18 protein-coding genes and 2 pseudogenes are annotated in these 22,818 nt (G+C 39.4%); 11 read left to right on the plus strand and 9 right to left on the minus strand.

Annotated features, from left to right (window positions below):
- Nucleotides 1-3: 3 nt before the first annotated feature.
- The 4 genes from FJR08_RS09760 to FJR08_RS23195 all read right to left on the minus strand — a co-directional run bounded on the left by FJR08_RS09760 (nucleotide 4) and on the right by FJR08_RS23195 (nucleotide 3,139).
- Nucleotides 4-606: a DUF4276 family protein gene (locus FJR08_RS09760; protein WP_168633025.1), complete on the minus strand. Its 603-nt coding sequence runs from the start codon at nucleotides 604-606 to the stop codon at nucleotides 4-6.
- Nucleotides 606-1,754, minus strand: coding sequence for an AAA family ATPase (locus FJR08_RS09765; RefSeq protein WP_168633026.1), 1,149 nt, complete (start codon nucleotides 1,752-1,754; stop codon nucleotides 606-608). Before FJR08_RS09765 ends, FJR08_RS09760 begins: the two co-directional genes overlap by 1 nt.
- Before the next feature lie 152 nt (nucleotides 1,755-1,906).
- Nucleotides 1,907-2,902: a ketol-acid reductoisomerase gene (gene ilvC, locus FJR08_RS09770; RefSeq protein ID WP_015078997.1), complete on the minus strand. Its 996-nt coding sequence runs from the start codon at nucleotides 2,900-2,902 to the stop codon at nucleotides 1,907-1,909.
- Between the two features lie 27 nt (nucleotides 2,903-2,929).
- On the minus strand, nucleotides 2,930-3,139 hold the full coding sequence (locus tag FJR08_RS23195) for a hypothetical protein (RefSeq protein WP_217357500.1): 210 nt from the start codon (nucleotides 3,137-3,139) through the stop codon (nucleotides 2,930-2,932).
- Nucleotides 3,140-3,254: 115 nt separating this feature from the next.
- On the opposite strand from FJR08_RS23195, the gene FJR08_RS09775 reads away from it, so the two are divergent.
- The 4 genes from FJR08_RS09775 (at nucleotide 3,255) to FJR08_RS09790 (ending at nucleotide 7,390) form a co-directional block, all read left to right on the plus strand.
- A complete protein-coding gene (locus tag FJR08_RS09775) occupies nucleotides 3,255-4,592 on the plus strand; it encodes an NAD(P)/FAD-dependent oxidoreductase (protein ID WP_168633027.1) in 1,338 nt (445 codons plus the stop codon).
- A 133-nt stretch (nucleotides 4,593-4,725) separates the two neighbouring features.
- Nucleotides 4,726-5,259 (plus strand): transposase, encoded by a 534-nt coding sequence (locus FJR08_RS09780; RefSeq protein WP_015078995.1) that lies wholly within the window; start codon nucleotides 4,726-4,728, stop codon nucleotides 5,257-5,259.
- Nucleotides 5,260-5,470: 211 nt separating this feature from the next.
- Nucleotides 5,471-6,457 carry a pentapeptide repeat-containing protein gene (locus FJR08_RS09785; RefSeq protein WP_168633028.1) on the plus strand — a complete coding sequence of 329 codons (987 nt, stop codon included), beginning with the start codon at nucleotides 5,471-5,473 and terminating at the stop codon, nucleotides 6,455-6,457.
- Nucleotides 6,458-6,601: 144 nt separating this feature from the next.
- Nucleotides 6,602-7,390, plus strand: a complete 789-nt coding sequence (locus tag FJR08_RS09790) for a Uma2 family endonuclease (protein WP_168633029.1) — start codon at nucleotides 6,602-6,604, stop codon at nucleotides 7,388-7,390.
- Nucleotides 7,391-7,453: 63 nt separating this feature from the next.
- Here FJR08_RS09790 and FJR08_RS09795 read toward each other — a convergent pair whose 3' ends face one another.
- Nucleotides 7,454-7,708, minus strand: coding sequence for a hypothetical protein (locus tag FJR08_RS09795; protein ID WP_168633030.1), 255 nt, complete (start codon nucleotides 7,706-7,708; stop codon nucleotides 7,454-7,456).
- Nucleotides 7,709-7,874: 166 nt separating this feature from the next.
- Between FJR08_RS09795 and FJR08_RS09800 the strand changes: the two genes are divergently transcribed.
- Nucleotides 7,875-8,477 (plus strand): DUF3318 domain-containing protein, encoded by a 603-nt coding sequence (locus FJR08_RS09800; protein ID WP_168633031.1) that lies wholly within the window; start codon nucleotides 7,875-7,877, stop codon nucleotides 8,475-8,477.
- A 335-nt stretch (nucleotides 8,478-8,812) separates the two neighbouring features.
- Here the strand turns inward: FJR08_RS09800 and FJR08_RS09805 are convergent.
- Nucleotides 8,813-9,100, minus strand: a pseudogene (locus tag FJR08_RS09805) (DUF4351 domain-containing protein); the annotation flags it as partial.
- Nucleotides 9,101-9,210: 110 nt separating this feature from the next.
- Between FJR08_RS09805 and FJR08_RS09810 the strand changes: the two are divergent.
- The 6 genes and pseudogenes from FJR08_RS09810 to FJR08_RS23995 all read left to right on the plus strand — a co-directional run.
- Nucleotides 9,211-10,377: a pyridoxal phosphate-dependent aminotransferase gene (locus FJR08_RS09810; RefSeq protein WP_168633033.1), complete on the plus strand. Its 1,167-nt coding sequence runs from the start codon at nucleotides 9,211-9,213 to the stop codon at nucleotides 10,375-10,377.
- A gap of 33 nt (nucleotides 10,378-10,410) precedes the next feature.
- Nucleotides 10,411-11,058, plus strand: coding sequence for a histidine phosphatase family protein (locus FJR08_RS09815; protein WP_015078989.1), 648 nt, complete (start codon nucleotides 10,411-10,413; stop codon nucleotides 11,056-11,058).
- A 174-nt stretch (nucleotides 11,059-11,232) separates the two neighbouring features.
- A complete protein-coding gene (locus FJR08_RS09820; RefSeq protein ID WP_015078988.1) occupies nucleotides 11,233-12,258 on the plus strand; it encodes a glucokinase in 1,026 nt (341 codons plus the stop codon).
- A gap of 37 nt (nucleotides 12,259-12,295) precedes the next feature.
- Nucleotides 12,296-12,946 (plus strand): Uma2 family endonuclease, encoded by a 651-nt coding sequence (locus FJR08_RS09825; RefSeq protein ID WP_168633034.1) that lies wholly within the window; start codon nucleotides 12,296-12,298, stop codon nucleotides 12,944-12,946.
- Between the two features lie 118 nt (nucleotides 12,947-13,064).
- Nucleotides 13,065-13,820 carry a YebC/PmpR family DNA-binding transcriptional regulator gene (locus FJR08_RS09830; protein ID WP_168633035.1) on the plus strand — a complete coding sequence of 252 codons (756 nt, stop codon included), beginning with the start codon at nucleotides 13,065-13,067 and terminating at the stop codon, nucleotides 13,818-13,820.
- A 742-nt stretch (nucleotides 13,821-14,562) separates the two neighbouring features.
- Nucleotides 14,563-14,667, plus strand: a pseudogene (locus tag FJR08_RS23995) (helix-turn-helix domain-containing protein); the annotation flags it as partial.
- Nucleotides 14,668-14,688: 21 nt separating this feature from the next.
- Here the strand turns inward: FJR08_RS23995 and FJR08_RS09840 are convergent.
- Genes FJR08_RS09840 through FJR08_RS24240 form a run of 3 tightly spaced genes read right to left on the minus strand, consistent with a single transcriptional unit; the run spans nucleotide 14,689 to nucleotide 22,230 of the window.
- Nucleotides 14,689-15,306: a PEP-CTERM sorting domain-containing protein gene (locus FJR08_RS09840; RefSeq protein WP_174783048.1), complete on the minus strand. Its 618-nt coding sequence runs from the start codon at nucleotides 15,304-15,306 to the stop codon at nucleotides 14,689-14,691.
- A gap of 43 nt (nucleotides 15,307-15,349) precedes the next feature.
- Nucleotides 15,350-19,273, minus strand: a complete 3,924-nt coding sequence (locus FJR08_RS23600) for a bluetail domain-containing putative surface protein (RefSeq protein ID WP_371415551.1) — start codon at nucleotides 19,271-19,273, stop codon at nucleotides 15,350-15,352.
- The gene (locus FJR08_RS24240) at nucleotides 19,180-22,230 is read right to left on the minus strand and encodes a Calx-beta domain-containing protein (RefSeq protein WP_168633036.1); all 3,051 of its coding nucleotides are present in this window, start codon (nucleotides 22,228-22,230) and stop codon (nucleotides 19,180-19,182) included. The genes FJR08_RS23600 and FJR08_RS24240 overlap by 94 nt, the downstream gene beginning before the upstream one ends.
- Nucleotides 22,231-22,818 lie beyond the last annotated feature (588 nt).

Here is a 22,818-nt window from a genome sequence, read left to right on the forward strand (position 1 = left end):
CTTTTATATTGGGTCAAATTTAGCTATAGCATTGATAGCCCTTTGTAGGCTTGGGGAAGATAACTTAGCCACTTCCATTTGCCAATAGTTATTAACAAAGTAAATTAACTGTCCATTATAGTCTCTACCTACCTTTGCCGTGCTGTTGGACTGTGGAACTATAGCTTCATGCAATTCACGTTTTTTAGATTTTCTGGCAATATTAATCAATGTTTGTTTTGGATCACTAATTTCGTCTACATTTTGAGGAATCAATGTTTGTGAAACTACCAAGAATTTGGCAAAGCTTTCTCTATCAGCTAAAAGCCATGCTTCTATTTCCCTAACAGCAATACGAAACAATAGATTAGGATGTTTTGGATATGGTAGCCATTCTTGAATTAGTTCCTGCGGACACTCTGCTCTGTCAAGGTCTGTTAAAACTATATAAGGCGTTCCTTTGGCAGCATTATTAAATCCTTTTATATTCTTTTTAAGATAGCCGAAACCATGTTTAGAATAACAATTACCCACTCTATAAGGGCGGTTTGATTGGTGTAAAATTACTCGCAATACAGCTTCACTCAGTGGGTCTTCAACAGCTAAATTAATAGAGATCAAGTCCACTATAAATGAATCTCCAATTGATTAATTTCAGATGGTTTAGTTAATGGCAATACGGCTTCAGCTATGCTTAAACCTCCTTCTAAAAGATCACGGACATTATCAATTAATGATGCAGTCGTAATTTTAGTTCCTTCTGGACTTGGTGTTAAAAGGAGGATTTCTTCACCTCCAATTCCTTCGTCTTCCAGTAAATCTGCACTATGTGTAGTAAGTATTATTTGTCTTTTTTTCTGACGCTGTATTCGATACATTAAAGAAGGTAATTTTTTAACTATAGCTGCATTTAAAGATAACTCTGGTTCTTCAAGAAGTAGTAGTGAATCACTTTCTAGTAATGACCATAACAAGCCGATTAGACGTAATGTTCCATCTGAAAATTGATCTTCCCTTTGTTTACCAGCTTGAGGTCGCCAATGCTCATATACTGCTTCTAAATGAGGAACACCCATTTCATCTTTTATATCAGTAAGCTGTTTCAATTGGGGAACAGCAGAACGCAAAGCATTTTCAATTTTTGTTAGTCGAGATTTGCGAGTTTTTTCAGGAGTTTTTGTAATGCGTTCTAGAAAACTTCTGCCAAAAGGATCTTCTGAAATTACCGGTCCAGAAAATGCCTCTGGATAACGGAGTAACTGTGGTACAAGATGTAGATATAGAACTGATTCAAAAAACTTAGCAATGTCTCTGAATTCAGCATTAGCATTAATTTGCTCTAAATGTGTTTGTGTTTTTCTGAGCTTATCTTCTTCGTCTTTATGATTTGGTCTATCAAGGATCTGATTATTTTCTTTCCATACTCGTTCATAGGATAAAATAGGTGGATTAGAACCTCCCTTTTGTTGCCTAATACCGATAGCATACTTCCATTTAGGAGGGTGATTATAGGATTCGGAAATATGAATCTCTATCTCAATATCTGAATATCTTCTTGCTAATAAACAACGAATTTTTGGTACTCCTCCACGATCTTTTACCGCTTTTTGTAATCCACCTCCAGGCTTGACAATATCACGCAGAAAGCGAAATACATCAAGAAAATTAGATTTGCCGCAAGCGTTAGGACCGACTACAAAAACTCTGTCACCTAATCCAACATCTACTGACAGAAAATTACGCCAATTCTTGAGAATGATATGAGAAATAAACATTAGGAATAAAGAGAAGATTGTAACAGACCAGTTAAAAATAGTAAATTGACTATTTCTTCATCTTATTATAGCTATTTTCCTGGTATAAGCCCTAAATAGATGTTAAGAAGTGATTGATGATTACCAATCACCTCTTTTGCAATTCCCCCAAATTACGCTTTCTTTAACCAGCTAAACATAGCGCGTAAATCCTTACCAACAGCCTCAATAGGATGTTCAGCTTCTTGACGACGCATAGCAGTAAAACCAGGTTTACCAGCTTGGTTTTCTAAGACGAATTCCCGCGCAAATTGTCCAGATTGAATTTCGCTGAGAATCTTCTTCATTTCCGCTTTAGTTTGGGCGGTGACAACGCGAGGACCGCGAGTATAATCACCATATTCGGCAGTATTAGAAATACTATCACGCATTGTCGCTAAACCACCTTCTACCACCAAATCCACAATTAATTTGACTTCGTGCAGACATTCAAAATAAGCGAGTTCTGGTTGATAACCTGCTTCTACTAAAGTTTCAAAACCGGCTTTGATTAAAGCACTCAAACCACCACACAATACTGCTTGTTCCCCAAACAAATCGGTTTCGGTTTCTTCCCGGAAAGTGGTTTCCAAAATACCGGCGCGTGTACCACCAACACCTTTAGCATAAGCCATAGCGCGATCGCGGGCATGACCAGTGGCATCTTGATACACTGCAAATAACGCAGGTACACCTTGTCCTTGTTCATAAGTACGACGCACTAAATGTCCAGGGCCTTTAGGTGCAACCATGACGACATCAACATCAGCAGGAGGTACAACCTGTGCAAAATGGATATTAAAACCATGTGCAAAAGCTAAAACGTTTCCAGCTTCTAAATTGGGTTCAATTTCGTTTTTGTAAATTGTTTTTTGGACTTCATCAGGTAATAAAATCATGATGAAATCAGCAGCTTTGGCCGCATCAGCAACATTTTTTACAGTCAAGCCAGCAGCTTCGGCCTTAGCTGTGGACTTACTGCCGGGATATAATCCCACAATGACATTAACACCGCTATCTTTAAGATTCAGCGCGTGAGCATGACCTTGAGAACCATAACCAATAATAGCAACGGTTTTACCTTTTAAAAGGTCTAAATTAGCATCTTCATCATAATACATACGCGCCATAGAAGCATCTCCTGTTTATAAAGGCTGTCATGAAATTGGCAGACTTACGATTGTATCGCAAATTGGGGAACAGGGAATAGGGAACAGGGAACAGGGAATAAAAATTACAATTACCCAACTTCCTCCTTCCTCCTTCCTCCTTCCTCCTTCCTCCTTCCTCCTTCCTTCTTCCTTCTTCCTCCTGACTCCTGACTCCTGACTCCTGACTCCTGACTCCTGACTCCTGACTCCTTTCAATCCCCTACTTTTATTTTTTTTTCAGAAGTTCAAGATAAACAGAAATAATTGTGATAATTTTGATACAAATTTGTTAAGAATAGTTACAGCCCTGTAATGGAAGGAAATATTTTTTATGGTTGATCTAGCTGACAAGAAACCGGTTCATCAAGTTGTGATTATTGGTGGTGGCTTTGGTGGATTGTATGCCGCTAAGTCTATGGCTAAAGCCAATGTGCAAATCACGCTGATTGATAAACGCAATTTTCACCTCTTTCAACCACTGCTGTACCAAGTTGCTACAGGTTCTTTGTCCCCAGCGGATATTTCCTCTCCCTTGCGTTCTGTTCTCAGCAAGAGCAAAAATACAAAGGTGCTGTTGGGTGAAGTGAATGATATTGACACTAGCGCCCAAAATGTGATGGTAGGCGCGGAATCTGTCCCCTACGATACTTTAATTGTGGCTACAGGGGCGAAGCATTCCTATTTTGGGAAGGATAACTGGGAAGAGTTTGCACCGGGTTTAAAGACTGTAGAAGATGCCATTGAGATGCGTCGGCGGATATTTTCAGCATTTGAAGCGGCTGAAAGCGAAAGTGATCCGGTAAAACGCCAAGCCTTGTTAACTTTTGTAATTGTTGGTGGTGGTCCAACTGGGGTAGAATTAGCGGGAGCGATCGCTGAATTGGCAACTAAAACCCTGACAGAAGATTTCCGCAACATTGACACCGCAGAAACCAGAGTTTTATTGTTAGAAGGTTTAGATCGGATTCTCCCACCTTTTGCACCGGAATTATCCCACACAGCAGAAGTATCATTAAAAGCTTTAGGTGTGGATGTGCAAACCAAAACCTTAGTTACACATATTGAAAATGATATTGTGACGATTAAGCAAGGTGATGATGTTAAAGAAATTGCAGCAAAAACCGTGTTGTGGGCTGCGGGTGTGAAAGCCTCACCAATGGGGAAAGTTTTGACAGAGAAGACGGGAGTTGAGAGCGATCGCGCTGGTCGTGTTATGGTTGAACCAGACCTAAGTATTAAAGGATTTCCCAACATCTTTGTAGTTGGTGACTTAGCAAATTTTGCCCATCAAAATGATAAACCTTTACCGGGAGTTGCACCAGTCGCCATGCAGGAAGGCGAATATGTGGCTAAACTCATTCAAAAACGGTTGAAAGGTGAAACATTACGTCCATTCAAATATGTGGATAGAGGTAGTTTAGCAATGATTGGGCAACACGCCGCAGTTGTTGATTTAGGATTTATCAAACTCAGAGGTTTCTTTGCGTGGTTTGTTTGGTTATTTATTCATATCTACTTCCTCATTGAATTTGATAATAAATTAGTTGTGATGATTCAATGGTTGTGGAGTTATTTTACCCGCAATCGTGGCGCGAGATTAATTACAGGTAAGGAAACTATTGCCCCTGTACCAACGCCAGTCATCCCAAAAAAACCGTTAAATGTGTAGTTCCTCCCTCGTTCCCAGTCTCTGACTGGGAATGCCCTCTAGAGGCTCTGCCTCCCATATTCCCTCATTATTATTAAAAAACTGCCTCTCATATTAAAATAAAATCACCACATCTACCAAATTAAATGAAACAATGGGACGCAGCCGCTATCATGTATTAGGAACTCAACCGCATTTCCTCACCTGCACATTAGTAAATTGGATGCCATTATTTGGCAATATTGAACTTGTCCAAATTATCATAGATTCCCTCAACTTTCTCCAACGTCAGCAGCGTTTGACATTATATGGTTATGTCATTATGGAAAATCATCTTCATCTCATCGCTGCGGCTGCAAACTTATCTAAAGAAATAGGGAATTTTAAATCATTTACGGCTCGTTCCATTATTGATTTACTCCAGAAAAATAATGCTGAATATATACTTAATCAATTAGAATTTCATAAATTAAAACACAAGATCAAACAAGATTATCAACTGTGGCAAGAAGGTTTTCATCCCCAAGCAATTGCTAATGAAGAAATGTTTATCCAAAAATTAGAATATATTCATAATAATCCGGTGCGACGTGGGTATGTTGATGATCCGGCTCATTGGCGTTATTCTAGTTACCGGAATTATATGGAATTGCCGAGTTTATTAGAGGTGGAATTGATTGATTTGTGAGATATTGAGGCAGAGCCTCTTGATAGCATTCCTAGTCAGAGACTAGGAACGAGGAAGAATAAATTTTAATTTTTCTGCGGTTATTTAAGGTTATTTTAACAATAAAATTTTTTCTTGTTCTAGTGTATTTGCTTTTTGGTGTACTAAAATGTCTGTATCTTGCATTGCTTACTTAATAAAGCCATTTTACACAGGGAGTAAAAATTGTATTATGTTCACAGATGATGAAAACGATTGTATTAAAAATTGGGCGATCGCTGTAACTATATTTTTGTTTTCGATAGCTGTTGCTGTTACAATTTATTTTATCTCAATGATTTTAACTACTGACAGAACAGAATTATTGAAAAACAAATATGAATATATTGTTGAAAGTCTTAAAGTATTAGGTTTATTCATTAGTGGAGGGGCAGTAATTGTTAATGTTTACTTTGCAGATAGACGTGCAGAGGCTATGGAAGAGACTGCAAAGGCTACAAATAGAAATGTAGACGCGGCAAATAAAAATGCAGAGGCTGCAAATAAAAATGCAGAGGCTGCAAATAAAAATGCAGAGACTGCAAATCAAAAACAAATTACAGAAAGATTTTCTAAGGCTATTGAACAGCTTGGGAGTGATAAACCGGAAGTTATATTAGGTGGAATTTATACTTTAGAACGAATTGCGAGAGATTCTGAACCAGACCAATGGACAATTATAGAAGTTCTGACAGCTTTTGTCCGTCAGAATGCACCTATTATAAAAGAAAATGAGTCACAATCTCCAGAAGATCAAGAAAAATTACTAAAACTTAGAATTTCTATTCGAGCGTGTTTAACTGTGATTGCAGAACGTAAACACCCAGATTTAGAAAATAAACGTCTTGATTTAACTAAAGTTAATATTAGTGGATTCAATCTCGTAGGATTCAAACTCAAAGGATTCAACTTCGCAGGAGCAAACCTCACAGAAGCCTACCTCTTCCGAGCCGTCCTCACAGGAGCCGTCCTCACAAGAGCCGTCCTCACAAGAGCCGTCCTCTACGGAGCCGACCTCACAAGAGCCGACCTCATAGGAGCCAACCTCACAGGAGCCAACCTCGAAGGAGCCTACCGCTTTGAACCGGACTTGATAACAAAAGTTTTGCTCACAGAAGCCGACCTCGAAGGAGCCATACTCAAAGGAGCTATAATGCCAGATGGGTCAATTCATGATTAGGAAGATTTGATTCTTGTAAATTTTCAATAAACAAGACTTTCTCACCCACAAAACCGAATATTCAAAACAGTCGCTACCATTTTCTAAACCGAATCATATTACTACATAATAGAAATAGAAATTCTATCTTTAGGATTGTTAAGAATGTATCAAACAGATCCGCCACTTTCCCCTAAAGAAACATTACCGACAATGTATGATCTTCCTAGCGAAGACCCGGAGGAACCTGGTTTGCCAGATCAATTTCATTTATTCCAACCACAATTATTAGCAGAAACATTCCGTCCACCTGACTATCCTAGGGACCAAATATTTACAGGAAGTGATCTGAATCTTTACTATGATTTGCGTCATCCTTCATGGTATAAACGTCCAGATTGGTTTGCAGTGTTAGGTGTTCCCTCTCTTTATGAGAAAAGAGATTTACGGTTAAGTTATGTAGTTTGGCAAGAAGCAGTTAATCCTTATATTGTTGTTGAATTACTCTCACCAGGAACAGAAAAAGAAGACTTAGGGACAATATTAAGAGATGTCGAAAAACCTCCTGGTAAATGGGAAGTTTACGAACAAATTTTAAGAGTACCCTATTACGCCATCTTTGATCGTTATAAATCTGAATTTAGAATGTTTCAGTTAACTGGCGCTCGTTATGCTGAAGTAGAATTATCAGATTTTCGGTTTTGGATTCCCGAAATAGAATTAGGTTTAGGAGTGTGGCAAGGAAGTTATAAAACCGTCGAAATGCCTTGGTTACGTTGGTATGACAAAGACGGTAATTGGATATTAACCAGCACAGAGGAGGAAAGAAAAAAAGCTGAACAAGAAAAACAAAAAGCTGAACAAGAAAGACAAAAGTTAGAACAAGAAAGGCAAAAAACCGAAAGATTAATTGCCCAACTTCGTGCGCTTGGTGTTGAACCAGATTTAGAATAAATACAATCTCTCGTTCCCAGTCTCCGACTGGGAATGCCATATAGAGGCTCTGCCTCAAAGCAGTTAATTATTTTGATTTTGCTTAGATAAATCCGTCGGTGGTCTATCATTACTCCAAGCCCACCAGACATAACCGCAATGACAATGGTAAAATTCTTGCCACTTCCGACGACGTTCTGGGGTACTGACAGGAGACCTTCTATTTAACCACACATTAACGGCTTCTCGACTACCAGCATGGCATTTGGGACAATGGAATTGATAGGCGTGTACGGCTTGATTAGTCCATTCTGGCGGATTGGGATCAAAAGCGTCCATATAAATATAAACTGGAATAGAGTGTAATCTTAGTAGTCATTAGACCTCTCCGAAAATGAATGTAGAGACGTTCTATAGAACGTCTCTACAAGGGTTTCAAACCACGCACATTTAATTACCGGAGATGTCTATTGAATATACATAATTATGACTAACAATGGATATTATGGAACCAAATATTGAAATTCGTCGGTTGTTGGATGTCATGCCCGCTTCTGGGCGAATGATGACTAAAATCGTCAGTAAACCAGAACAAAAACAGGTAATAGATGCGGCTTTTCCCCTGCCATTGAGTCAAGCAAGACCAATATATATTAATTTCGACTTATGGAGACGGTTGACAAAACCCCAACGAGATTTACTCCTATTACAGAAGGTAAGCTGGTTAATAGGGGTGAAATGGTTACAACCTAATATTTATCAAGGTGTGGTGTTAGCAGGGCTTGTAGGCGGAATACTGGAGGCAGTCCAGGGGGATGTGGTAGGTGTGGTAATAGCCGGGGGATTAAGTGCTGTAGCGGCTATCCGGATTTGGCGCACCAATAAATCCCAGGAGTCAGAATTAACTGCTGATACAGTCGCTATTAGAATCGCCCAAAGACGAGGTTATTCAGAAACTGAAGCCGCCCAACATTTGTTAACAGCTATTGAAGCAGTAGGAACAATAGAAGGGCGTTCTGGTTTAAATTTTAGTGAATTAATTCGTTGTCAAAACTTGAAAGTAATTGCTGGTTTATCACAAGTTGGTATTCCTAAAAATTATCAATAGATTTACAGCGAAGTGATTAAGATTTACGTAGGGGTTTAGCATTGCTTAATGGTGTCAACTTAACGTAAAACCCATAACCCGACTAGGAATGAATTCCCAGTCTCATAGCAGAAGTCATCTGAAGATGACTAAAAGAACTAGAAAGTTTTTGAACTTGTTTAGTTTACTTTAGTAAACTTTAGCTATTAGCCCTGATAGCGTAGCGTGGCGTAAGCCATAATTCATTTCAGGGTGGGTCTGTCTGCCAAACAAATAAGGCATCTGTAGCTTAAGTTGACACCAATGAGCATTGCTAAACCCTTACCATAAACCAGCAATTTGGCATCAGAAATACTTTAGTGTTTAACTGCTGCTAACCAAATCTGTAAATCATTTAAACTGGTAAAATCTAACAATGCCTCACTCAAATTTTCCATGACAGGTAAAGGTAAAGCCGAAATAGAACCGCGTATCTCTGCCGATAATTCCCCAAACCGTTTTGTTAATAGTCGAATAACTAGATTTAAAGTAGCTTGTTCTATTCCTTCTTGTTTTATTTCTCTGTAAGCGCGACTTCTTTCTAGTGAAATTCCTAGCATGACTTCAACCTCCCTTAAAGTAAGTTTTTCAAATTTGTACATCATTTCCTAGTCTATCCATGTACAAAATTATCTGCGTTTATCTGCGTCCATCATCTTCTATCTGCGGTTAATTCTTTATTACTGTACATACTAAACATACATTTTTCCGAGTTATGAATTATAAAATATCACGAATGGAAACGATTCAATTGCCAATTATTCCGGTGGTGGGAGAATTAATAAAAAACTCTCCAGGAACAATTTCTCTAGGACAAGGTGTGGTTCACTATCAACCACCAGATACAGCAATGGAATTATTACCAAAGTTCCTTGCTGAACCTAAAAATCATCTTTATCAAGCTGTTGTCGGGATTCCTGAATTATTAACAGCTTTAACGGCAAAGTTATCAATATTTAATGATATTGATATCAATGAAGAAAATGCTATTGTGGTGACAGCAGGTAGCAATATGGGGTTTATAAATGCTATTTTAGCAATTACTTCTCCTGGTGATGAAATTATTTTAAATACTCCCTACTATTTTAATCATGAAATGGCGATTAAAATGGCAGGTTGTCATCCGGTATTAGTGGCGACAGATGCAAATTATCAATTAATTCCTGAAGCCATAGCCGCTGCAATTACAGATAAAACCCGTGCAGTAGTGACGATTTCTCCAAATAATCCGACGGGTGTTATTTATTCAGAAACAGCATTAAAACAAGTTAATGAAATTTGTCGAGAAAGGGGAATTTATCATATTAGTGATGAAGCTTATGAATATTTTACTTATGATCATGTAAAACATATTTCTCCGGGGGCATTTACGGGCAGTAATCAATATACAATTTCTCTTTTTAGTTTGTCGAAAGCTTATGGTTTTGCTAGTTGGCGAATTGGTTATATGGTAATTCCTCAACATTTATTAATTGCTGTGAAAAAAGTTCAAGATACTATTTTAATTTGTCCACCTGTGGTTTCTCAATATGCAGCTTTGGGGGCTTTACAAGCAAAAGATGATTATTTAAAAGATCATATTGGGACAATTGCTAAAGTTCGAGAAATAGTAATTAACGCATTGCAATCTCTGGAAAATTTATGTACAATTACACCCGCTAATGGTGCATTTTACTTTTTTATAAAAGTGCATACAAAAATGAATGATTTGGAATTAGTGAAAAAACTGATTCAAGAATATAAAATAGCGGTAATTCCGGGAACAACCTTTGGGATGGAAGATGGCTGTTATTTGCGGGTTGCTTATGGTGCGTTACAAGCAGATACAGCTAAAGCAGGTATAGAAAGATTAGTCAAAGGTTTGCAAACTATCGTATTATAATCGCATAACAAAAATTAACACTTGTATTTCTCCATGAGTCAAATAGTTTGGATAGCAAGACACGCTAACCGCCTTGATTTCGTATATCCCGATTGGTTTCTGACCGCCGAAAGACGGTATGATCCACCTTTGTCCGATGATGGTATGATTCAGGCGCAGCAGTTAGCAAAACGACTCAAAGGGGAAAGAATCACCCATATTTTTGCTTCTCCATTTTTGCGAACTATCCAAACGGCAAATGCGATCGCTGAAGTTTTGGATTTACAGATTAAACTAGAAATAGGTTTGAGTGAATGGCTTAATCCCGCATGGATGACTGAAGAACCCGAAAAACTCTCAACTTCAGCTTTAGTCAAATTATTTCCCAGAATTGATACTAGCTACACATCACGTATAGCCGCAAAATACCCCGAAACTCATGAAAAAGTGCGGGAACGTTCGGCGCAAACTGCCAGATGTCTGTCTACTGAATTCTTCCCCCATGATATCCTATTGGTGGCACATGGCGCGTCTGTCTTGGGTGCAGCAATGGGATTTGTGGGTGACATAGCCAAAAATGAAGTCAAAGCTTCTCTATGTTCTTTGGTAAAAGTTGTCCGTCAAGATTCAGAATGGTTGCTAGAACTAAAGGGAGATACATCCCATTTGACAAAAATTGAAGAATTGGTGCGATTTGTGTAAATATTTAATGGGGATTTTCTCTAAATCGCCACTGACGCTATAGCAGGAGTCACCGAGTCACCGAGTCAGGAGTTAAGAGACTTTTAACTTATGGCTTTTACTGTAGATTCTGTATCTCATTCAAGTGCATATCGCTACAACTGGGCAAAAGTAACTTACTAACTGATAAATTTTATGACATTGCTACTGGCCGGAGACATAGGCGGAACAAAAACTATTTTGCGTTTGGTGGAACTTTCGGAAACACTAGAGTTAAAAACTCTGTATGAGGAAAGTTTCCGCAGTGGAGATTTTCCTGATTTAGTTCCTATAGTGCAAAAGTTTTTGAGTACAGCTAATTCTAGCACACCAGAAAAGGCTTGTTTTGCGATCGCCGGACCAGTAGTGGAAAACACCGCTAAGTTGACCAATTTAGCCTGGTTTCTCGATACAAATCGGTTAACTCAAGAATTGGGTATTTTGTCAATTTCCCTAATTAATGACTTTGCGGCTGTTGGTTATGGCATTTTTGGGTTAACAAAACAGGATTTACTAACTTTACAAGTTGGTAAATATCAACCAGCAGCACCAATGGCTGTAATCGGTGCAGGAACTGGATTAGGCCAGGGATTTTTGATTAAACAGGATCATCAATATCAAGTCTTTCCTTCCGAGGGTGGACACGCAGATTTTGCCCCCCGGAATGAGTTAGAATTTCAACTGTTGAAATATCTGGTAGATAAACATAATATTCAACGAGTTTCTGTAGAAAGAGTGGTTTCCGGGTTAGGAATTACCTCCATTTACCAATTTTTACGAGATAGGAAAATAGCCACCGAATCACCAGAAATTGCCCAAGCAGTCAGAACTTGGGAACAAGAAGCCGGAAAAGCCGAAAAAACCATTGATCCTGGGGCATTTATTGGGAGTGCGGCGCTGGAAAAAAGCGATCGACTTTCCGAACAAACCATGCAATTATTTGTAGAAGCCTACGGTGCCGAAGCCGGCAATCTAGCCCTCAAACTCCTCCCCTATGGCGGATTATACATTGCTGGTGGTATCGCTCCCAAAATCCTCCCTTTAATGCAAAATGGTAGTTTCCTCACGAATTTTACCCAAAAAGGGAGAATGGGTTCTTTACTGGAAGAAATACCCGTGCATATAATTCTTAATCAACAGGTTGGATTAATTGGTGCAGCTTTGTCTGCCTCTAGGTTATAAATAGCAAGAACAGTGAAATATTCAGGAGTACCAAAAGATGATAATCACTGAAGTGTCAACGCAATTACTAACTAACACTTGGATAACAGCAACTTGGGATGAATATATTCAAGTTACTGAAAATTATGCCCATCAAAAAGCCAAAGGCTATTATCACAATGGAAAAATGAGGATAGAAATGCCACCAATTGGAAATGATCATGCCAGCGACCATAGTATTATTATTTTTGCTGTTAATCTATTTGCGACTATGAAGGGAATTAAGTTTAATAGCAAAGATAATTGTACATACAGAAAAATAGGATTTCAAGAAGTCCAACCAGATGTTTCTTATTACATTGCTGAAAAAGCAAATGCTATTCCCTATGGAACTTCCATTGTTAATTTAGATATTTATCCCATACCAGATTTAGTAATTGAAGTTGCGAGTAGTTCCCTAGCTGATGATCAAGGGGAAAAACGCCTAATGTATGAAGATTTAGGTGTAGCCGAATATTGGGTACTCGATGTGCAGAATGTCCAGGTTATCCCTTTTATGATTGAAAATGGTGGCAGTAAAAGAATTGGTGAATCTCAAGTATTACCAGGGTTACAAATTTCTCTACTAAATGAAGCATTAAGAAAAACTCGACAAATGGATCATAGTCAAGTTTGTGCTTGGTTGTTAAGCCAATTTCAGCACATCTAGGTAAAAACTATAGGTAGGGTGGGCAATGTTTACCATACACTACTGAGAATTTTTCAAAGATAATGTATAATTCCTAGATATTTTATGTTTGAATAGAGAATAAATATTTTTTTTAATTATGGCAGGACATAGTAAATGGGCAAATATTAAACGTCAGAAAGCCGTAGTAGATGCCAGAAGGGGAAGTATATTTACCCAACTATCACGGGCAATAATTGTTGCGGCAAGAAACGGTATACCAGATCCAGCAGGTAATTTTCAACTCCGCACAGCCATTGATAAAGCCAAAGCTGCGGGCATTCCTAATGATAATATTGATAGGGCAGTAGCTAAAGGTGCAGGTACTTTCAGTGATAACAACATCCTCGAAGAAATTCGCTATGAAGGTTATGGTCCAGGGGGTGTTGCGATTTTAATTGAAGCCCTCACAGATAACCGGAATCGGACTGCGGCGGATTTGCGCGTCTCTTTTAGTAAAAATGGCGGAAACTTGGGAGAAACAGGTTGTGTAAGTTGGATGTTTTCCCAAAAAGGAGTTTGTGTAGTTGAGGGTGTAATTGATGAAGAACAGCTTTTAGAAGCTTCCTTAGAAGGAAATGCCCAGTCTTATGAAATCATTGCCGAGGAAACAGTTGAGGTATTTACAGCCATAGGGAATTTAGAGAAACTCAGTCAAACATTACAAACAAAAGGTTTTAAAGTCACAGATATAGAATTACGTTGGCTTCCTGGTAATCAGGTAGAAGTTACAGATGTAGATCAGGCTAAATCTCTTCTTAAATTAATTGATACACTAGAAGGATTAGATGATGTTCAAAATGTGACAGCTAATTTTGACATGGCTGATGGTTTAATGGAATTAATGATGAATTAGGGCTAAACCATTAAATTTCTTGACACTCTCCGGTCTAAAGACGCGGAGATTCTATAGAGAGTTTCAGTCTATATCCCTCAGTTATCCCAGTTTCAGGCAGGGTTCCTTAAATATTTGGGTTCTTGCCCTGATTTCGTTTGCCCTGGCGGGCGAAATCATATCTGACAAGCGTAACTTTCCGAGAGTCCCTCGGTAGCTTTTTATGTCTTTAGTGACAATTTAATTCTATCACGAATATGGATGAAAATTTGAAATTATTTCAAATTTTCAAATTAACGTCAATGCAGGATAAAGGAAAGCCTCTAGCCTTCATCCCTTGTCTAAAGCCCAAATGTGGCTGACTCAGGAAGCCACATTTTCAAGGGTTTTCGGCGTTCTTCCTTATAAAAAAGGCTTGGCGATTTACCAAGCCCATATATACCAAGTGTTTACCATAGTTGGTTAATTTACCGGAATTAATACTGAAAATCATCTATCTATGGTATGTGTATCAATTAAAAAATCAAGCACTTTTTACGTTCTCCGTCGTTCTTTCTTCTGACCGAAAAGACGGGATACAAGACCAATATATAATTAATTTAAGTAAGTAGACGAAAATAAATCAAAGTAGATTAAGTAATGTAAAAAATCTGGAGATGATTTCGTAGTAAGGGCTTCAGCCCTCAAATGAGGAATAAATTCCTCACTACAAACTTTGAATTATTCAAGCCGTTCTACTTACAGTCCAATTATAGCATTAACGATGAAAGCCAGATATCAATTCCGTTTCTACCCGACAGACCAACAGCAAAAGCTTTTAGCTCAATTGTTTGGTTGTGTTCGCGTGGTTTGGAATGATGCACTGGCTATTTGCAAACAAGTAGAAAAATTACCAAGTAGAATTCAAGGATTTATATTTTTTCCAAATCCCAATACCAAACAGAAGAGTGCTACCTACAATAGGCAGGGCATCTGTTTCCCACGGGACAGCGACAGGGGGACGATCAACAAATACGCTAAGTACAGGCGGTCCATCGCTATTACTGGAAGTCGCTGCTCGAAAACCAAAGATATCATTAATATTGACATTGACAGAAACGGGTGAAGTACTGAAGTCTCCATCTTTGATAGCCAATGGTGTATAATTTCCATTCAGAAGATACCCTGCTGAGTCAAATCCAGGAGTGTCCAAGGTAGAATAGCCCCAGTTAAAGCTAATGTTACCCGCTCTGGCTGAATTAATGGAAATCGTCCAATCTGTAGTACCTGGTAAGTTGCTTCCGTTATTACCCCCAGTAAGAATAATTGTACCCGATGAGACATCAGTATCCACTGATCCGTCAGCCTCAGTGTTGGTCAACGTCCAGTTATTCGGTGCAAAAGCTCCTGTCAAGTTAATAGCTGTTGCTTGACTAGGAAACATGGACATAATCCCCAGAGACGCAGAAGTGGCTAGACCCAGGGTAAGAATCGGACGATAGTTGGCGAAGTCGATTTTATTGTGCATATTCATTACAAAAAGAGTTTAAGAGTCTTCATTTACGATGAGTTTAGATAAAATAGCTCTGAGATGCCAAAGACCCAGAGGGTAAGGTTCCAACTATTCCTGTTACTTCAATGAAAAGATCGTTCCCTGAGTTATAGTCAGGACTGCTATCGTTGACAGCAAGATAGGTTCGTCTTGTTGAGGGAGTTGCCCCAAAGCTAAAGAACACTGCCTGATTAACGGCTAATGCCTGCGCTCCAACAAGCGTTGGATCGGCATCAGCATAGGCAGCAATAACAGCAGCCGTTAAATTGAGGGCGGAGATATTGCCCGCGTTGAAGGTGGCGGTGGGAACATTCGCTAAGTCTATGCGATCGCCTTCACTGGGATTAAAACTGCGAATGCGATCTGGATTAGCAAACAGTGAGTCGGTGAAGTTGTTGTAGACAAAAACATCCTTGCCCGAACCACCAGTCAGGACATCCTTGCCCGGACCACCGTTAAGGGTGTCATCGCCCGCACCACCATTTAGGCTATCGTCGCCGCCTTCCCCATTGATAATGTCATTGCCATCACCGCCTGTAAAAACATCATTACTACTAGTACCTGCGAATGTGGGAACTAGAGTTAAATCATCATTCAAGATGTTGATAGTGCTTTGACTGGTGGCGAGAATTGCTCCGTAAGGATTAGTCAAGTTGACCAAGAAACTTTCATCAGATTCTATATTTGTATCACCCAAAATGGGGATATCTACAGTCAGAGCAGTGGTACCTGGAAGAAAAGTTAATGTGCCACTGGTCGCAGTATAATCTGAACCCGCAATTGCTTTGTTCAGACCAGTACCATCCTGGGTGGCATAATCTACGGTCACAGTCCTTTTACTGGAAGTAGATAATTTCACAAATAAGCGTACGCTTGAGCTATCTTTATCTCCCTCTGCTATAGAAGAACTACTGATACTGAACTTCGGCGAGAATAGGTTAGCCGCATTGTTCAGAAATGTTATATCTTTGGTTAGGGCAAAGTCTAAGGCCGCAGCATATAAGGCGGCATCCGGTAAACCCAGTTTGATACCAGCATCTATAGCATCTTGTACATCTTTTGCATCTAAGTCGCTTAGTGTAATTTTAGGAGGAGTTCCCTGGAAGGGTGAAGGCGTTGTAAACAGAGATTCACTCTCAGGAACTCGCCAGCTTTCAGCCCATACTCCATGTATTTGTTCCCAAGTTGGATTGGAGCTTAATAGAGTCCCACTACGCAGAGTAAATTCATTGGAAATGATACCATCTGCATTCCCCAAAAACCCTTGAAGCAAGCCAGCTCGGCCATTAGAGGGAAGTACATTAATATCAACATAGCTTTCATTGTCCGAGGCAATTAGTTGGTCATCATCACCAGTAGAGAGAATCCCATCTTGCCCAGCATAAATAAGAGTGTAACTATTGCCTTGACGGGATATTTTTGAGTTGCCAATGGTTAGGCTTTCACCGCTTGTTAATGTGACTTGATTTCCGTCTATTTTGAGTTTCTTGCCATCATCAAGAAATTTATCGAATAGCACTCTGTGACCGTCAACCGTGGTGGCAAAGGCGGTGTTTACAGAAACATTAGAGTTATATATCCAAGGGTTTTGGCGTGTTTGAATTTGCCAATCATCAACAGTAGATTTGACGAGGATAAAGTCTCCAAATGATTGCTGGTCGTACCACAATCCATCAAAAGTTCGTAAGTGTACATCACCCCATCCTCCCCCACTAATTTTCTTAATTTCAATAATCTTATCAAAAAATAAATTTCCTTGATCAGTGGTTCTGACTCGAATGCTAAAGTCAAAGCCTTGTGCAGTATCCAAGGGGATATTGGTTTTGAGTTGATTCCCTACAATTGTAAATAGGCTGTTACTGGTGTTGCCCAGTCCATTGACTAAGCTGTAAGTGAAGGTGTTTCCAGTATCGGGGTCTGTACTGCTAAAGGTTCCTAATATTGTTCCAATTGGGAGGTTTCCAGAAGCTGGTTTTTTGGTAAGCAAAATATCTGTAGGTGTTCGGTTTCCTACAATTGTGACGACTGCTTGGTCATCTTCATTGGGATTATTGTTACCAGGCGTTGAATTTGGGTCAGGTTCATTGGCTGCCGTTAGTTCTGTTTTATTAACAATCACACCACCTTGATTAACTTTGGCAACTAATTTCAGAGTGCGGGAGAGGTTATTTTTCATGTTACCCACATCCCACACACCTGTTTTATAGTCATAGGTTCCTTGTTCAGGAGTAGCGGAGATGAAACTTAAGCCGTTGGGTAAGAGGTCAGTTACTTGGATACCACTGGCAATGTTTGGTCCTTTGTTGGTAAGGGTGAGAGTAAAAGTAACTTGACTGCCCGTATTTGGATTGAGGTTATCCACCGTTTGCATTAAAGTCAAGTCAGCAGGACTGGGTGCTGTTGAACTAACGGTCTTTCGGCTAACGATTAAGTTATCGAGTGGATTAGAATCTGTCTCATTGCTAGTTACCTTTGTTGTACCAATAAGATTTCCAGCTACAAATGAAGCAAGACTAAGATTAACAGTTTTACTTTCGCCAGGATTGACTGTTCCCAAGTTACCAGTGACAATGCTACCAGAAACGCGAAGGGGAACTGTGGTATTTGTTGAAATGTAGTTTACATCTGATGGTAAATTGTCCGTGAGGACTACTCCTGTAGCAGCAATAGAACCATTGTTGGTAATGATTAGGTTGTAACTATAGGGAGCTTTTAAGCCAACAGCACCAGAAGCATCTATTCGAGTAATTGTGAGATCAGGGAGTGCAGGGGCTATGACTTCGGTCGATACACTAGAAACATTTTGAGTTATATCGGGATCTAATGTTTGACTTAAAACAACTGCATCAGAGGTTATAGTTCCTGTTATCAATGCGGAGGTAGTAATATTAATCGTAATAGTCTCACTATTACCAGCAGCTAGATCACCAAGGTCAAAAGTGAGGACATTATCCGTCTGTTCAGAAGGTGTCAGACTGGCAGAGGTAAAAGTAACCTCCTCTGGCAGTGTTTCCACCAGAGTTACTCCCTTAGAAGCTACCAAGCCATTATTGGTTACTTTGATGGTGTAGGTTAGGGTTTCTCCTAAACCGACTGAGGTAGCACTAGCTGTTTGGGTGACTGATAAATCTGCTTCTTCTGCTAGTTTTAATTTGATTTGCCCTTTGGCATAACTGAAAACAGGAGAATGTGTTTCATCTACAATCTTGGCGTAGATAAAGTAATCTTCTTGAGGCACATTTTCAGTATTCCAGATAAAACTTCCCTGTCCATCAGTCTCAGCTAGTCCATCAGCGATGAGTACACCATCTAAACCTTGATCGTCCGTATCATAAAACAAACTAATCTGTGCTTGTGAGTCTGCATCAAAGGCATTCCATTCAATTGCTACCTCCTTACCACTAATATTTGTATCTGGAGCAGTAATCTGAATGCTAGGAGTTGTTGAGTTACCAGAAATAAAGATATCAGATGCACTCAAGTTTGGTGCGCCAGCTAATGTTGCAATTAGTTGTTGGGGACTATCACCAGTGCCATCTGGATCGAAGAATAAATTACCTGTAGCAGGATCGTAGATAAATCGATCATCGCCATCAGCAGCCGTTGTGCCTAAAACAAACTGAGATTGTTGTAGAAAAGCATCAGGAGTAAGTCCGCCTCCAAAACCTTTAGCAGAAATAACGATCTGATCAATTCCGCCATTCTCAAAGTCAGTAATTGTATCTACTTCGTCTCTTGGACTGTTGAATACAAAGTTATCGTTACCAGTTCCCCCAGTCAGGGTATCATTACCAGAACCACCTTGGAGGATATCATTGCCATCTCGTGCATCTAGGGTATCATTACCATCTAATCCATCAAGGATGTCATTGCCAGAACCGCCACTGAGATTATCATTGCTAATAGCCCCGAAAACAAATTGATCGCCAACTGCACCATCCAATTGACCTGTAGCCTGCCATATATCATCTGTCCATTGAGTAGTAGATTTCCATGTTTCATCACTCCATTGAGTGGTAGCCTGCCAAACGTCCAGTGTCCATTGAGTGGTAGCCTGCCAAGCAGCATCACTCCAATGAGTAGTCGCTTGCCAAGCTTCGGGAGACCAATGAGATATAGCTCCCAAGGACTACTAATTTGGGTAGCTTGGACTTGTGGAACTGCCTCTACTGTAAGCGAATTAGAAGCAAATGGTAGAAGGTTTCCTATCCAATGGGTTGTGGCATCCCAAGCACTGGCTGTCCAGTGGGTTGTTGCATTCCACTGATCACTTGTCCAATTAGCCGTAGCATTCCAAGCGTCACTTCCCCAATGTATTGTGGCATTCCACTGATCGCTGCCCCAATTCTTTGTGGCGTTCCAGGCAGTAGCCGTCCATTTATTAATGCCATCCCATTGATCAATGCCCCAATCTATTGTGGCATTCCAAGCATCTTTGCCAAAATTTATTGTGGCATTCCACGTAGTAGATGTCCAATCACTAATACCACTCCAAGCATCTTCACCCCACTGGGCGACAGCATTCCAAGCATCTTCTCCCCATTGTTTAGCTGCATTAAAAGCTGCTTTAACCGCTTCTGTTGCATATACTGTAGTGAAGTCATTAGCATTAATAGCAGTATTAAATGGAACCCCTATAATTATTGATCTAGAGAGTTCAGCGGTTGCTCTATTCTTTAAAGCTTGAGCTAAAGCAGGACCCAAGTATGGAATTTTAGATACGACTAGAAGAAAGATAAAATAATCTGGATCAGGTAAATATGTAAACAAAGGACTATTTAGACTATTAACCGAATCATTAAGTGGCGGTGGCAATGATGGTTTGTCATCACCTGTTCGATAAGTTCTGCCAATAATGACAGGGTGAGTATGGGGACCGACGACAGGAATTTGGTTGAAAGTCGAGAAGGTTTCATTTGATAACTTATATTGCCCAGCAATATAACGAAACCCCGCCATACTTACGACATCTGTTGACGTTATATAGTGGGTAACTTTGTCTGCCCCTTTAAAATTATTAGCTTCTGTTACAGCAATTCCTGGTGAATTAAAAGTAACAATATCTCCTAACGATCCTTGAGCAGAATAGTCAGATGCTATCCATTGAGTCAAAGCTCCACCTAAACTATGACCTGTGATATCTGGTTTGAAAGAGATATTTGTATCATTAGGTTTGCTAACATCCGTAAGCCATCCATTAATGTTAATGTCTGAATTTTGAGAAGCTTGAAATTGGTTAAATCCTACACCATAAGGTTGAGTATCAGCAATTGCATCTAGTTTACTAGCTGTACCTCGAACTGCAAGAACTGGGGGTTTTCCTTTGTCATAAATAGTACCAGTGGCAAAAGTCCATGATGCTTTCTGAGTTTGCAGCTCATCGATCTGCTTATCAATCTGTTTTTTTGCCTCTATGTAAGCGTGAGAACTTTGATCAGCGCCGAAGTCTTTTGCCAGTTCTGTTAGAAGACGATTTTTTTCAGCATCACCGTCCTTGGAAATTTCTGCATTAGTCGGATCAGAAATTAGCACAAAAAACTTTTCATCTGAAGTCAAGCCAACAGCCTGAAAATCTGTAGAACCATCATTAAATACTTTATTAACTCGATAGCCTAAATCTCCATAAGGAGAAATTAGAATATTTCCGTTTTCATCGGTGAGTTTTTCATCGATATCCTGTCCTTCTTTGCCTGTCCAATCCCTGTAAGCAGTATCTCTGGCAAAAATCTCAAAATTCTTATCATTAGCATAATTGACAGGCTCATCACCTGAAACAGTGATCTCAATATCCTTAGTCGTTTCACCTGGAGCAAAAGTTACAGTCCCCTTTACAGGTTGGTAGTCTATCCCGTCTTTCCCTGCTTTTTTTCCATCAACATCAACAGCCGTGCCAATCAGTGTCATATATTGAACTGTCGTTGCAACATTACTCGCTTTTGAAAGAGTTACGGTAAATTTAATCGTTGCTGTTTTACTACTCCCTCCCTCAACAGCAACATAGGCATCTTTGATATTGACCTCATTGTTTATTGTTTCAACACTATAGTTCCAAGCTGTTCCTTCATCATTAGTTGCTAAGATTACTTGCAATTCATCAGAATTGCCTTTGGGAATTTGCACTGTTCCAGTTTTACCACCCGATACATATCCTGTATTAAGGATATCTTTCCCTTCATAACGCAGGATAAGATTGTCTGGAATCGTGTACATTTGATAGGAATACTGGACTATACGGCCACTCTTTGAATCTAGCTTAAGGGTTTTCTGACTTCCCTCAAATCCACCACTAACCCAACCAGTCGATGCTTGCTCAATCTGAATAAGTTGACCATCTATAACAACAGTTGCTACGTCGTTCTTTCCTCTTAAATATTGTAGTTTTTCATCATTTAAAATTTGCCCTCGCACTAAATCAGAAAAAATTTCTCCTTCATCACCAGGCGCATCCGCCACGTTAATTCTAGAATCTACCCAGTGACCAATTTCTTCCAATAAAACCTGAGCGATTATCTCTGGATGTGACTGATTTTTGCTGATAAACTCTTGGGCAAGATAAATACGATTAGTATCTCTTGAAAAAGCTCCCAAAGCTCCATTAATTTCTTGAGATGAACGAATTTCAATTTGAGGCAAACTCGCAAAATCGCCTTTTGCCCAAGCAGTAGAAAGACCAAGCGCAGAATTACGTATAAAATTGTCTCCAAAAGCCATCTGCATCTTGGAGAGGAAATCGGGTTCAGTCGCAAAGTGTCTCAGATATTGCCTTACTTGTAAAAACGCATTTTCAAACACATTTAAAGAATCTTGTGAGGACAAGAATAAAAAATTATCACTCGAAACGTTATAGGCAAATCCAGTCAACTTATCTATCGTAAGGACTAGAGAATTATTTTTAGTCATAGAAAAATTATTGGGAATCTATGGAAATTCACTACTAATGAGAAAGCTTTGGTTAAAATTACTGTTGTCTAAAAAAATACGGAATATAAAAATTATTATTAACATAAATCGCACAAGTGTTGAATCCTGCAATAAAACTTTACAATCTTTGCATTTTACCCAGGTAAAATCCCCGAAACGAAAACGCCGCAAAAAATATAAATAAAGCTTGCACTGAGCCAAGCCGAAGTGTCGGGATAGGGCATTGCCACGACTCTAAACGGGCGCAGAGACAGAGTAAGACTAGCAACGGTTAGCGTCAGTCGGTGAAGCGTCAAAAATCACCGCACCTTTAGGTCAGTGAGTATGTCAATCCTATTCCTGCCGCAATACCTCAATAAAAAAAGGTTTAGCTTCATACTAAACCCTCATAAAAAGCAGTTATTCGACACACCAGGAGTAATATAAATCTACTTTTATAGCAACTGCATCTTCCTATGGAGTGTATTTATTTGTCTACGGTTATGATATAGCAGCTATCAGCGGTCAGCAATTAGTGGTAAAAAGATTATTTTCAGCAGTTTTACCACTGGATAGTGAAAAAAATAC

It is taken from the genome of Dolichospermum sp. UHCC 0260, from assembly GCF_009711985.1.
Classification (GTDB): Bacteria; Cyanobacteriota; Cyanobacteriia; order Cyanobacteriales; family Nostocaceae; genus Dolichospermum; species Dolichospermum lemmermannii.

What these genes read in the sequence shown, in the direction of transcription:
- ilvC (WP_015078997.1), bottom strand. Translation starts at nt 2,902, where the DNA reads ATGGCGCGTATGTATTATGATGAAGATGCTAATTTAGACCTTTTAAAA.
- FJR08_RS24240 (WP_168633036.1), bottom strand. Translation starts at nt 22,230, where the DNA reads ATGACTAAAAATAATTCTCTAGTCCTTACGATAGATAAGTTGACTGGA.
- FJR08_RS09840 (WP_174783048.1), bottom strand. Translation starts at nt 15,306, where the DNA reads ATGCACAATAAAATCGACTTCGCCAACTATCGTCCGATTCTTACCCTG.
- FJR08_RS09825 (WP_168633034.1), top strand. Translation starts at nt 12,296, where the DNA reads ATGATAATCACTGAAGTGTCAACGCAATTACTAACTAACACTTGGATA.
- FJR08_RS09785 (WP_168633028.1), top strand. Translation starts at nt 5,471, where the DNA reads ATGTTCACAGATGATGAAAACGATTGTATTAAAAATTGGGCGATCGCT.
- FJR08_RS09765 (WP_168633026.1), bottom strand. Translation starts at nt 1,754, where the DNA reads ATGTTTATTTCTCATATCATTCTCAAGAATTGGCGTAATTTTCTGTCA.
- FJR08_RS09800 (WP_168633031.1), top strand. Translation starts at nt 7,875, where the DNA reads ATGGAACCAAATATTGAAATTCGTCGGTTGTTGGATGTCATGCCCGCT.
- FJR08_RS09815 (WP_015078989.1), top strand. Translation starts at nt 10,411, where the DNA reads ATGAGTCAAATAGTTTGGATAGCAAGACACGCTAACCGCCTTGATTTC.
- FJR08_RS09795 (WP_168633030.1), bottom strand. Translation starts at nt 7,708, where the DNA reads ATGGACGCTTTTGATCCCAATCCGCCAGAATGGACTAATCAAGCCGTA.
- FJR08_RS09820 (WP_015078988.1), top strand. Translation starts at nt 11,233, where the DNA reads ATGACATTGCTACTGGCCGGAGACATAGGCGGAACAAAAACTATTTTG.
- FJR08_RS09790 (WP_168633029.1), top strand. Translation starts at nt 6,602, where the DNA reads ATGTATCAAACAGATCCGCCACTTTCCCCTAAAGAAACATTACCGACA.
- FJR08_RS09810 (WP_168633033.1), top strand. Translation starts at nt 9,211, where the DNA reads ATGAATTATAAAATATCACGAATGGAAACGATTCAATTGCCAATTATT.
- FJR08_RS09775 (WP_168633027.1), top strand. Translation starts at nt 3,255, where the DNA reads ATGGTTGATCTAGCTGACAAGAAACCGGTTCATCAAGTTGTGATTATT.
- FJR08_RS09830 (WP_168633035.1), top strand. Translation starts at nt 13,065, where the DNA reads ATGGCAGGACATAGTAAATGGGCAAATATTAAACGTCAGAAAGCCGTA.
- FJR08_RS09780 (WP_015078995.1), top strand. Translation starts at nt 4,726, where the DNA reads ATGGGACGCAGCCGCTATCATGTATTAGGAACTCAACCGCATTTCCTC.